The organism is Flavobacterium hercynium (assembly GCF_002217285.1).
In the GTDB taxonomy this organism is placed as follows: domain Bacteria; phylum Bacteroidota; class Bacteroidia; order Flavobacteriales; family Flavobacteriaceae; genus Flavobacterium; species Flavobacterium hercynium.
On record NZ_MUGW01000032.1, the window covers coordinates 33,746 to 46,285 of the forward strand.

Below are 12,540 nucleotides of genomic sequence, written 5' to 3' on the forward strand. Positions count from 1 at the left end.
CTTATTTTCGTAAGAGATCATAAAAAACTAATAATAGAAAACTAAAAATAAATAAGCATGTCAGACGATAAGAAAGTAATTTTCTCCATGTCAAAATTGAGTAAAACGTACTCAAGCAGCGACAAACAAGTATTAAAAAATATATATCTAAGCTTTTTTTACGGAGCTAAGATTGGAATTTTAGGTTTAAATGGTTCCGGAAAATCTTCACTTTTGAAGATTATTGCGGGAGTTGATAAAAATTATCAGGGAGATGTAGTTTTTGCTCCTGGTTATACTGTTGGTTATTTAGAGCAAGAACCTCAATTAGATGATAACAAAACAGTTATTGAAATTGTTCGTGAAGGTGTAGCTGAAACGATGGCTGTTCTGGATGAATTTAATCAAATTAATGATAGTTTTGGTTTGCCAGAAGTGTATGAAGATGCAGATAAAATGGACAAACTAATGGAGCGTCAGGCACTTTTGCAGGATAAAATTGATGCATTAGGAGCTTGGGAAATCGATACCAAACTTGAAATCGCAATGGATGCTTTACGTACTCCGGATGGAGATACACCAATTAAAAACCTTTCTGGTGGAGAGCGCCGTCGTGTAGCTTTATGTCGTTTGTTACTACAACAGCCTGATGTATTGTTACTTGATGAGCCTACCAACCACTTGGATGCTGAAAGTGTACTTTGGTTAGAGCAACACTTAGCGCAATATGCAGGAACAGTAATTGCTGTAACACACGATAGATACTTCCTTGATAATGTTGCAGGTTGGATTCTTGAATTAGATAGAGGAGAAGGTATTCCATGGAAAGGAAATTATTCTTCTTGGTTAGATCAAAAATCAAGCAGAATGGCACTTGAAGAAAAAGTTGCTTCAAAACGTCGTAAAAACTTAGAGCGTGAGTTAGACTGGGTTCGTCAAGGAGCAAAAGGTCGTCAGACAAAGCAAAAAGCACGTTTGCAGAATTATGACAAATTATTAAACGAAGATCAAAAACAACTGGATGAAAATCTGGAAATCTATATCCCGAACGGTCCACGTTTAGGAACAAATGTTATTGAAGCTAAAAATGTTGCAAAAGCGTTTGGAGATAAATTATTATATGATAATTTGAATTTCACTTTACCTCAGGCTGGAATTGTTGGTGTTATCGGGCCAAACGGTGCTGGTAAATCTACTATTTTCAGAATGATTATGGGAGAGCAAGAAACAGATAGTGGAGAATTTTCAGTTGGAGAAACTGTAAAAATCGCTTACGTAGATCAGTCGCATTCTAATATTGATCCTAATAAATCGATCTGGGAAAATTTCTGTGATGGTCAGGAATTAATCATGATGGGCGGACGTCAGGTGAACTCTCGTGCTTACTTAAGCCGTTTTAATTTTGGAGGAAGTGATCAAAATAAAAAAGTATCAATGCTTTCTGGTGGAGAACGTAACCGTTTGCACTTAGCAATGACACTTAAAGAAGAAGGTAACGTACTTTTATTAGATGAGCCTACCAATGACTTAGATGTAAATACACTTCGTGCACTTGAAGAAGGTCTTGAAAACTTCGCTGGTTGTGCAGTTGTTATTTCTCACGACAGATGGTTTTTAGATAGAATTTGTACACATATCTTAGCTTTCGAAGGAGATTCTGAAGTATACTATTTTGAAGGTGGTTTCTCTGAATACGAAGAAAATAAGAAGAAACGTTTAGGTGGAGATTTAACTCCAAAACGTTTGAAATACAAAAAGTTAATCAGAAACTAATCGTTCTGTTTAAAAATTTAAAAGCCTCAGATTCAGATGAATTTGAGGCTTTTTTGCTTGATAAATGCTATGAAAATTTAGCTTTTAATTCCGGAGTCGGAATCATGCAGCTTTCTTTTTTGCCATACCATTTGTACCGATTTTTAGCAATATAATCGTAAATATAATTTCGGAACTTTTCAGGGAAAATTTTTAAAATAGAAGCAAGGCTATAAATTCCGCCCAAATCTTCTCCAATTTCGAGAACAGCCGAAGATTTGTAATAATAAGCAACACCAGGATTGTACAAAATGATACTATCGATTTTTGTTTGATCGACACCTATATGCTTACAAATTTCTTGTCCTAGTTCAGATTGTAAAGCAACAAACCTAAAAATATCTTTTTTATCATGTTTAATGATAAACTGAACCGCTCCATTGCATAAATTGCAAATACCATCAAAGAGAATTATTTTTTTCTGTTTAGGAAGATCTTGCATTTTCTAAGTTTTGGATTCTGGAGTTTTGTTTAAATTTTATTGGACTGCTAGATTTAGGCTTAAAGTTTTTATTGGAAAATATGTCAAATAGCAAAAAAAACAACTATCAATGATATCTATTAAATAAGTAATTTTTATAATTTTAAATAATTAAAAACGGCTTTTATAAATCACTTCTAAGCTGTTTTTTAAAAATATCCATCTTCTAGATTGTATTTTAAAAAATGATGCAATTAAAGGGTTTATTTTAATTTCTGACTAATTTTTACATTTTTGACGACTATAAATCTTATCTTAATATAAAAAAAATTACTTTTTTGCAGCTTCAACTAATTCCAATTCGTCTAAACTTACTTTAGAAGTAAAGATTCCATAATTTACAGTTGCTTTATTTTTTTCGATCGAATCGATACTTCCAACCGATCTTCCATCTAACATTCGAACGCGATCACCAACTTTTAAAATTGCTTTTGGTTTTTCTATTACAGGTTTTAGTTTTTTCTCTTTTTTCTCTTTTCTAATTTCTTCTACCTGAACAGAAACTTCTGCAATAACTTCTTTTTTCTTTTCGATTATTGCTTTAACCTCTTTAGGAGTTGCTTTTTTACGTTTTGAATTTTCAATTTCAATAATTTTTAAAAATTCACCGATAAGCTCTTTCTTATTTTTATTATTGAAGTATTTCTCTGAAATGTCTTCTATTTTTTGACCAATGTAAATTGTTTTTTGATTGCTATCGTACAATTCCTGATAGCTTTCCAATTTTTGCTTGATTTTTACATTGATATTCTCCATCTTTTTACTTTCCTCTCTTGCTCGTGTTTCCTCTTCTTTTAGGTTGATAGAAGTTTTTTCAAGTTTAGAACGTTCTTTTTGAAGGGTTGCAATTGTTTTATCAAAACGGACTTTTCCAACTTCGATTTTCTTTTTCGCACGATTGATTAATCCAAACGGAATACCGTTTTTTAGTGCTACTTCAAAAGTAAAAGAACTACCAGCTTGACCTAGAGCAAGTTTATACATCGGTTCGAGCGATTTCTCGTCGAACATCATGTTTGCATTTGTAGCAAAAGGCAATTCGTTAGCAAGTATTTTTAGATTAGAATAATGCGTAGTAATAATTCCAAAAGCTTCACGATGGTAAAATTCTTCCAGGAAAATTTCAGCCAGTGCACCTCCTAATTCAGGATCAGATCCGGTACCAAATTCATCAATTAAAAACATGGTTTTTTTATTACACTTTTTCAAGAAGTAATTCATATTTTTTAATCGGTAACTATAAGTACTAAGGTGGTTTTCAATAGATTGATTGTCACCAATGTCTGTTAAAATTCTGTCAAACAAAAATGTTTCACTACGCTCGTGAACAGGAATCAACATTCCTGATTGTAGCATTAATTGTAATAAACCAACTGTTTTAAGAGAAATTGTTTTTCCTCCGGCATTGGGTCCGGAAATAACAATTATTCGGTTATCTTGTTTTAGTTCAATTGTTTGTGGATGCGTAATCTCGTTTTTTTGCTTATTATTAAGATATAAAATCGGATGATAAGCTTCTCTGAAAAATAATCTTCGTTCTTCAGTAATGGTAGGTAAAATTCCGTTAATTCTATTAGCATATTTTGCTTTTCCTGCAACCACATCAATATCACTTAAAAACTCCTGATATTCAATTAGTAATGGTAAATAAGGACGAATAGCATTTGACATCTGCTTTAAAATTCGTGTTATTTCTTCTTTTTCTTCGTATTCTAAATTGCTTAATTCTCTGGAATATTGTAAAGTAGCTTCAGGTTCAATATAAGCAATACTTCCTGTTTTTGAACTTCCTAAAATGGAACCTTTTACTTTACGACGATACATTGCTAAAACAGCTAGAACTCTTCGGTTTTGTACAAAACTTTCTTTGATATCATCTAAATAACCAAGACTGTTGTTATGTGTAAGCGCAGTACCAAAACTCTGATTGACTTTACCACGAACGATATTCATATTTTGGCGAATGCTTAAAAGGGCAGGTGAAGCATTGTCTTTTATTTCACCATATTTATCAACGATAGCATCAATTAAAGTTACAATGTCTTTAGTGTATTCTACTCTTGAAGCTCGTGCATTTAAATTTGGATAATAATCGTCAAACTTTTTAAGGAAATTCAATAAGAAATTTGATGTCGATGAAAGTGTAGCAATTTTTCTAAAGCTTCCTACTTCTAAGAAACTGTCTTCAATCGCTAAAAATTTGATTTCATGAGTGATGGCATCAAATCCGTGATTTGGAATTGCGTTATTGTTTTGAAAAGAAGAAACATACTCAGATGTTTGCATAAGAGCCTGCATCAAAGTTTCTTTATCTCTGAATGGTGTTATTTGTAAAGCTTTTTCTTTTCCTATATCTGTGTTACAGCCTGCCGAAATAGTTTCGAGTACTGTTGGAAATTGTAAATCTTGTAATGTTTTTTCTGTAATGGAAATCATTTATATCGTAAGTTGTAAAGGTTCAAAGTTACAAAGTTTTAAAACGAAATTGCACTATTAATTAGTACTTTGAAAAAAACTTTGCGTAATTTGTAGTTAAAATCTAATTCCCAATGAATATTAACCTTTCTCCAGATTGGCAAGTTGTTTTAGCAGATGAAATTGGTAAGCCTTATTTTAAAGAATTGCTTATTGCTTTAGAAGAGGAGTGCAAAAATTATACTTGTTATCCTCCTTTAGATTTAGTTTTTTCAGCATTTAATCATTGTTCTTTTAATGATTTAAAAGTAGTAATAATTGGTCAGGATCCTTATCATGGAGAAGGCGAAGCAAATGGATTAAGTTTTTCGGTTAATGATAATGTAAAAATTCCTCCTTCTTTACGTAATATTTTCCGCGAAATAAATACAGATTTCGATTCTGTTTTTATGCCTTCGTCGGGTAATTTAGAAAGATGGGCAGCTCAAGGTGTTTTATTGCTAAATGCATCTTTAACAGTTCGTAAGGATAGTCCTAATAGTCATAAGCACCTAAAATGGAATCTTTTTACAGATGCAGTAATTCAAGCTATTTCGGAACAGAAAGAGGATGTAGTTTTTTTATTATGGGGTAGTTTTGCTCAGAAAAAAGGTATTAAAATAGACAGGTCAAAACATCATGTTTTAGAAACCGGACATCCTTCGCCAATGAGCGCCAATCAAGGGAAGTGGTTCGGAAACAAACATTTTAGCAAGACAAATTCGTTCTTGAAATCCAAAGGAATTTCTGAAATTAAGTGGGAAATGTAAAAGTTAATTTTATTTTTGTTTCGAATTCAAATACCACGATATGAAACAAAAATTACTTTTACTTTTTGCGATTTGCTGTACCTACATTTCTCAGGCAAATGAAAAAATTCTTATTCCTTCTAATCAATTTCATATTGATTTAAATAAAGCATTAATTGTTACTAATCTTAATGTAAATTTCGTTAACACTACTTGGGTTGGTGAAAAAGGAAGTATTGCATTAGATGCAGATTACAGTTTCGAAACGCCGGTTAATAGTATTGTAATTGGTACACCTTACAATATTATTAGTTCAGTTGATAGTAAAGTCTATATTCTTTATTTTACTCAACTGCCTTTAATTAGTATTGGAGTAACTGATGCTATTGTTGATGAGCCAAGTGTTTTGGCAACTTTTAAAATGATTGAGAGTAATCAAAATAGTGTTGTTTCTAATATTGGTATTCAGTATAGAGGGGCATATTCTCAAACATTGGCTAAAAAATCACTGGAAATAGAATTTTGGAGTGATGAAGACGGTACTGAAACTCATGATGTTAGTTTGCTTGGAATGCATGCAGAAGATGGGTGGAATTTGCAAGCAATGTATAATGAGTCTCTTAGATTTCATAGTAAAACCAACAATGATTTGTGGAGATTAATTCATAAACCTTATTACATTAATTCTGAACCTGATGCAGTAAGCGGGATTGAAATGAAGTATGTAGAATTATTTGTAAATGGTGAATATCGAGGTGTATATTGTGTTGGTGAAAAAGTCAAAAGAAAGCTGCTCAAATTAAAAAAACACAATGGTAAAATTAGGGGCGAGCTTTATAAAGGTGATACCTGGGGTGGCGCTTCAACATTTACAGCTTTGTCTGATTATGATAACAATAGCTTGTTATGGAGTGGCATGGAATATAAATATCCAAACGAAGAAACAAATTGGGCAAATTTATATGATTTTACTAATTTCATTTTAAATTCGAATGAAGAGACTTTTAATAATAATTATAAAAGTAGATTTCAAATTGATAATGCAGTAGATTATTTTATATTTCTTAATGTATTAAGAGCTACAGACAACACGGGGAAGAATCTTTATGTTGCCAGATACAGTTCAAATGAACCTTATTTTTATGTTCCATGGGATTTAGATGGTACTTTTGGTACAATATGGAATGGTCAGCATGAAAATATTACAGATGATATATTAAAGAACGGTTTGTATAAACGTCTATTTAACGATTGTTCAGAAGGCGGCTTTCATGAGAAATTAAAATCGAGATGGATTGAATTAAGAAGTACCATAATCACTCATTCTAATATTATGGAAATGCTTGTTTCAAATCATGATGTTTTAAAGCAAAATGGTATATATGAAAGAGAGAATATGGCGTGGCCCGATTTCACTGCCAATGAAAACGAGATAGATTATATCTCCGAGTGGTTAACAAAAAGATTGTCATACTTAGATATGAAATTTTCAGAAGATTGCGGTACAGACAATACTACGTTAAGTATAGCAACATTTGACAAGGTGGCAAAAGTAGTACTATATCCAAATCCAGCTTCAGATATTGTAAATATTAGTTTGATAGATAATGCAAATCATTCTTTATATTTATATGATAATACAGGAAGGCTAATTTTAAACAAATCCGCAGAAGGGAATGAAGATCAGATTTCTTTAAAAAACCTGAGTAAAGGAATATACTTTATTAAAGTAGTAGATTCAGAAAATAAAGTTGACATTAAACGTATTATTAAAGAGTAACAAAAAAGCCAGTTTTAGAACTGGCTTTTTTTATTATCTATCTATTTTTTTATAATTTCTTCTAAAACTGCTTTGTTTTCGTAATTAGTAATTTTTAGAATTATCTCTTGATTTTTAAGTGTCTTTCCTTCGATAATATAAAGTTTTCCTTTGTTGAAAGGAACGTTACTATTATCAAAATCAACATCACCAAATTTTAATGTATTTTTTATATCAGCGGTATCAACCCATTTTTCATTAAGAATCTGAACCGCTTTTTCTGAATAATGAAAAGGTTTTGTCCTTAAATTATTCAAAACTCTCGCATTAGGAAAATAGTTGCAACGAGTATCTTTTCCACTAAACACAAGTGCTACGAAAAAGCACCCAATAACTAAACCAATCAAATAATAAGCAAAACGATGTACGAACTTCATGAATTTTTTTTTGTTGCAAAGGTAAGCTAAAGTTCTTTTAAAACACAAGTAAATTGATGTCGTTATCCGGTAAATCGAACCATTCACCAATAGCTTTATTCGTTAATATGCCATGATAAAGGTAAATTCCGTTTTTAAGACCTTTGTTGCATCGTATTGCACTTTCTAAACCACCATCTTCGGCTATTTGCAGTAAATACGGAGTTAGGATATTGCTTATAGAAAGGGATGCTGTTTTGGAATAACGAGATGGAATATTAGGTACACAATAGTGTAAAACATTACTTTTTATAAAAGTAGGTTTTTCGTGTGTGGTAACTTCAGACGTCTCAAAACAACCTCCGGTATCAATACTAACATCTACAATTACGGCACCTTTCTTCATGTGTTCTACCATTGTTTCAGTAACTATGATAGGACAACGTTCTTTTCCTCGCATTGCTCCAATAGCTACATCACAGCGGCGTAATGCTTTGAGTAAAGCTTTTTGTTGTACTGTTGATGTAAAAATGCGTTGGTTTAAATTATTTTGAAGACGACGTAATTTCGTAATAGAATTGTCAAAAACTTTAACATTAGCACCTAAACCAATGGCTGTTTTAGCAGCAAATTCACCTACCGTTCCTGCACCTAAAATAACAACTTCAGTAGGAGGGACGCCAGTAATATTACCGAATAAAAGGCCTTTACCAAATTCATTTGTAATCATTAATTCTGCAGCAACAAGTATAGAAGCAGTTCCGGCAATTTCACTTAATGATTTTACAGCAGGGTAAGACCCGTCTTCATCTTTGATATATTCAAAAGCGAGTGCGGTTATTTTTTTTTGAGCTAAAGCTTCGAAATACGCTTTCTTTTTTGTTTTTAACTGAATCGCAGAAATAATGATTGTCTCGGGATTAATCATTTCGATTTCAGCCAATGTTGGAGGTTCTACTTTAAGCAGCATAGGACATCCAAAAACTTTTTTAGTATCTTTTGTTACTTCGGCACCAGCATCTGAGTATTCTTTATCTGAATAACTTGAACTTTCTCCGGCTCCGGATTCAATCATAACGCGATGACCTTCGTAGGTCAACGAATTTACGGCATCGGGAGTCAGGCAAATACGACGTTCCTGATAGCTTGTTTCTTTTGGAATCCCAATGAAAAGCTCTCTTTTAAATCGACCAACTTCAAGTTTTTCTTCTTGTGGCAACAATTGTTGTTTCGTAAATGGAGTTAAGGTTATTGACATGTGTTGTGCGAAAAATTAAGAGTACAAATTACGTAAAAAGTTTTAAATTTAATGCAAATTTTCTGCTAATACTATGTGATGAAATTAAATTGATTTTCTAAAATTATTTCCTCACAATTACATCAATTTCAATTCTCTATTTCCATCTTCCAATAAGGTAATCGATACAACAGAATGTTCTTCAGGAATTAGATTTTCGATTTTTTCAGACCATTCAATAAAACACCAATTTCCGGAATATAAATAATCATCAACTCCCATATCAAGAGCTTCTGTTTCTTTGTTTAGTCTGTAAAAGTCAAAATGATAAACAATTTGATTATTAGTAGTGTAGTATTCATTAACTAAAGAAAAGGTTGGACTGCTTGTAGCGTCTTGAACTCCCAAAGTCTTGCATAATTGTTTAATTAAGGTAGTTTTTCCAACCCCCATTTCTCCATTAAATAGAATAATTTTCTTTGGATTCTGAGCTAGAATTTTTTCCGCTACTTCATTAATTTGATCTAATGAAAAAATGATATTCATTGTATATTTATTTTATAATCGCAACTACAGTTTTAATTTATGACTTAAAACTGTAGTTGCGCTTTTTCTCTATTTTGGATTAAAAACCAAGAATGGAATAATCATTTCTTCTAACGAAATTCCACCATGCTGATACGTGTTTTTATAGTAACTTACATAATGATTATAGTTATTTACGTAAGCCAAAAAGTAATCATTTTTGGCAAAAATAAACGAACTACTCATATTTATAGCTGGTAAACCAATCGCTTTAGGTTCTTTTACTACGTAAACATCTTTCTGCTCGTAAGTTAAACTACGTCCGGTTTTGTAACGCAAATTTAAGCTTGTATTTTTATCTCCCACTACTTTAGATGGATTTTTTACATTTATTGTTCCATGATCGGTAGTAAGTATTAGTTTAAAGCCTAAAAGTTGTGCTTGCTGTATGATTTCCAAAAGCGGTGAATTTTTAAACCAGCTCAAAGTAAGGGAACGATATGCTTTATCATCTGAAGCAAGTTCTTTAACTACATCCATTTCGGTTTTAGCGTGCGACAACATGTCTACAAAGTTGTAAACAATAGTTACCAAATCATTTCCTTTTAATGCTTTGAAATTTTCTGCAAGTTTTTTTCCACCCGCATAATTGGTAATCTTGAAATAATCTTCCTTAATGTTTAAACCTAACCTTTTTAGCTGAGCGCTTAAAAATTCAGCTTCATAAAGATTTTTTCCTCCATCTTCCACATCATTTTTCCAATATTCCGGAAATTGCTTTTCCATTTCAAGAGGCATTAATCCAGAGAAAATAGAGTTTCTGGCATATTGTGTAGCAGTTGGAAGAATAGAATAATAGGGAACCTCTTTTTCTAATTTATAATAATTAGATACAACAGTTTCAAAAGATTTCCATTGATCGTAACGTAAATTATCAATAACAACAAACAAAATCGGCTTGTCTTTCTTCTTGATTTCTGGAACAACAAGCTCTTTGAATAAAGTATTAGACTGAATTGGTTTGTCTGCTTTAGGAGCAAACCAATCTTCATAATTTCGTTCAATATACTTTCCGAATTGAGAATTGGCTTCTACTTTTTGGGACTCCAAAATTTCAATCATTCCCTGATCGTTAATATTTTCAAGCTCTAATTCCCAGAAAATTAGTTTTTTATAAAGTTCAACCCAATCTTCATAAGAATTGACCATCGCCATTTCCATAGAGATTTTTCTAAATTCTTTCTGATAATCTAAAGTCGTTTTTTCAGAAATTAATCTCGAATGATCCAGATTCTTTTTTAAACTCAATAAAATCTGATTTGGATTAACCGGTTTTATCAAATAGTCTGCAATTTTAGAACCAATAGCTTCCTCCATTATATATTCTTCCTCACTTTTAGTGATCATGATCATCGGAATGGCTGATTTTTTCTCCTTCATTTCAGAAAGCGTTTCTAATCCGCTCATTCCCGGCATATTCTCATCAAGAAATACAATATCAAAATTATCCTCTTCAAAAAGTGCAATAGCATCTAAGCCATTGTTGCAAGTTGTTACTTCGTAATTTTTTTTCTCAAGAAATAATATATGTGGCTTTAAAAGATCGATTTCATCATCGACCCAAAGTATTTTTATCTTATCCATAAATGATTTTAATTTTTAATGCAATTTAAAAGTATAGAACTTAAAAAGTATTAAAAATAGTATAAAATTCAGAATAAGAAATTTAGTTTTTTTTAGTTTTGGCTATGTTTGAATTAATTTTCAGAATGTTAAGGCTTATCGAACTGTTTTTTAAGTTAAAAACAGAAATCTATTTATAGTTATTTACTTATATTTGTTCACCTAAAAAGAATCTGATAGTGACCTATATAAATAAATTAAAAATTTTTAACGATCCCATTTACGGATTTATTTCTATTCCAAATGAGCTTATTTACGATCTTGTTCAGCATCCGTATTTTCAGCGTTTGCGTCGTATATCCCAAATGGGATTGTCGTATTTAGTATATCCCGGAGCAAATCATACCCGTTTTCATCATGCGTTAGGATGTATGCATTTGATGCAAAAAGCAATTGAAACGCTTCGTTTTAAAGGTGTTGTAATTTCAACGGAAGAAGAAAATGCATTACTTATTGCTATTTTACTGCATGATATTGGACATGGACCTTTTTCGCATGCAATGGAAAAAAGCATTGTAGAAGATGTAAATCATGAAGCTATTTCTTTATTATTCATGAATCAGTTAAATGATGAGTTTGAAGGAAAATTAAGCCTCGCAATTCAGGTTTTTAAAGGAGATTATCATAGAAAGTTCATGCTGCAATTAATATCCAGTCAATTGGATATGGATCGTATGGATTATTTAAAACGAGATAGTTTTTACACTGGTGTAGCAGAAGGAAATGTAAATTCTGAACGATTGATTCAGATGATGAATGTTGTTGATGGTGTGCTTGTTATAGAAGAAAAAGGAATTTATTCTGTTGAAAAATTCCTGCTTTCCAGACGATTAATGTACTGGCAGGCTTATTTACATAAAACAAGTTTGGTTGCCGAGCTGATTTTAATGAAAGTTTTAAAGAGAGCAAGAGAGTTAACCTTAAAAGGTATTGATCTACCATGTAGCGAACCTCTTTTGTATTTTATGAAAAATAAAGTTACACTGGAAAATTTCGATGCTGATATATTAGACTTATTTGCCCAATTAGATGATTTTGATATCATTAGTGCTTTAAAGGCTTGGCAAAACCAGAATGATTTTATACTTTCAACTTTAAGTAAAATGATCATTAACAGAGATTTGCTAAAAATTAAAATGAGTGCAGAGAAGATTCCTTCAGAAGAAACACAATCTTTAAGAGAAAATTTTGCAAAAGAGCATAGTATTACGCTTTCAGAAGCGGATTATTTTATTTTTAGTGGTAAAATAAAAAACCAAGCCTACAGTAAAGCAGCAGAACCGATAAGAATTCTTAAAAAAGATAAAACAATTGAGGACGTCGTTGAAGCTTCTGATCAGCTGAATTTGAAATCGTTATCTAAATTGGTGACAAAATATTATATCTGTTTTCCAAAACAACTTATCTAAAATTAACATTTAAAATCTATTTTTTATATTTTTGTC

General features: G+C 31.6%; 10 protein-coding genes. 4 read left to right on the forward strand and 6 right to left on the reverse strand.

From position 1 onward, the window contains the following. The first annotated feature begins 57 nt into the window (after positions 1–57). A complete protein-coding gene (gene ettA, locus B0A66_RS15350; RefSeq protein ID WP_089050736.1) occupies positions 58–1,752 on the forward strand; it encodes an energy-dependent translational throttle protein EttA in 1,695 nt (564 codons plus the stop codon). Between the two features lie 67 nt (positions 1,753–1,819). On the opposite strand, the gene B0A66_RS15355 is transcribed toward ettA, so the two are convergent. Next, on the reverse strand, positions 1,820–2,233 hold the full coding sequence (locus B0A66_RS15355) for a thiol-disulfide oxidoreductase DCC family protein (protein ID WP_089050737.1): 414 nt from the start codon (positions 2,231–2,233) through the stop codon (positions 1,820–1,822). Positions 2,234–2,542: 309 nt separating this feature from the next. Continuing rightward, a complete protein-coding gene (locus B0A66_RS15360) occupies positions 2,543–4,708 on the reverse strand; it encodes an endonuclease MutS2 (protein ID WP_089050738.1) in 2,166 nt (721 codons plus the stop codon). A 113-nt stretch (positions 4,709–4,821) separates the two neighbouring features. Here B0A66_RS15360 and ung point away from each other — a divergent pair, with 113 nt between their 5' ends. Then, positions 4,822–5,496, forward strand: a complete 675-nt coding sequence (ung, locus tag B0A66_RS15365) for a uracil-DNA glycosylase (RefSeq protein WP_089050739.1) — start codon at positions 4,822–4,824, stop codon at positions 5,494–5,496. Between the two features lie 40 nt (positions 5,497–5,536). Continuing rightward, positions 5,537–7,255, forward strand: coding sequence for a CotH kinase family protein (locus tag B0A66_RS15370; RefSeq protein WP_089050740.1), 1,719 nt, complete (start codon positions 5,537–5,539; stop codon positions 7,253–7,255). A 41-nt stretch (positions 7,256–7,296) separates the two neighbouring features. Here B0A66_RS15370 and B0A66_RS15375 read toward each other — a convergent pair whose 3' ends face one another. The 4 genes from B0A66_RS15375 to porX all read right to left on the reverse strand — a co-directional run bounded on the left by B0A66_RS15375 (position 7,297) and on the right by porX (position 11,056). Beyond that, positions 7,297–7,671: a DUF4258 domain-containing protein gene (locus B0A66_RS15375; protein WP_089050741.1), complete on the reverse strand. Its 375-nt coding sequence runs from the start codon at positions 7,669–7,671 to the stop codon at positions 7,297–7,299. A 37-nt stretch (positions 7,672–7,708) separates the two neighbouring features. Continuing rightward, positions 7,709–8,908 carry an alanine dehydrogenase gene (locus tag B0A66_RS15380; RefSeq protein ID WP_089050742.1) on the reverse strand — a complete coding sequence of 400 codons (1,200 nt, stop codon included), beginning with the start codon at positions 8,906–8,908 and terminating at the stop codon, positions 7,709–7,711. Between the two features lie 117 nt (positions 8,909–9,025). Next, a complete protein-coding gene (tsaE, locus tag B0A66_RS15385; protein ID WP_089050743.1) occupies positions 9,026–9,433 on the reverse strand; it encodes a tRNA (adenosine(37)-N6)-threonylcarbamoyltransferase complex ATPase subunit type 1 TsaE in 408 nt (135 codons plus the stop codon). A gap of 69 nt (positions 9,434–9,502) precedes the next feature. Continuing rightward, positions 9,503–11,056, reverse strand: coding sequence for a T9SS response regulator signal transducer PorX (gene porX / locus B0A66_RS15390; protein WP_089050744.1), 1,554 nt, complete (start codon positions 11,054–11,056; stop codon positions 9,503–9,505). 218 nt (positions 11,057–11,274) lie between these two features. Between porX and B0A66_RS15395 the strand changes: the two genes are divergently transcribed. Beyond that, positions 11,275–12,504 carry an HD domain-containing protein gene (locus B0A66_RS15395; RefSeq protein WP_089050745.1) on the forward strand — a complete coding sequence of 410 codons (1,230 nt, stop codon included), beginning with the start codon at positions 11,275–11,277 and terminating at the stop codon, positions 12,502–12,504. Positions 12,505–12,540: the final 36 nt, after the last annotated feature.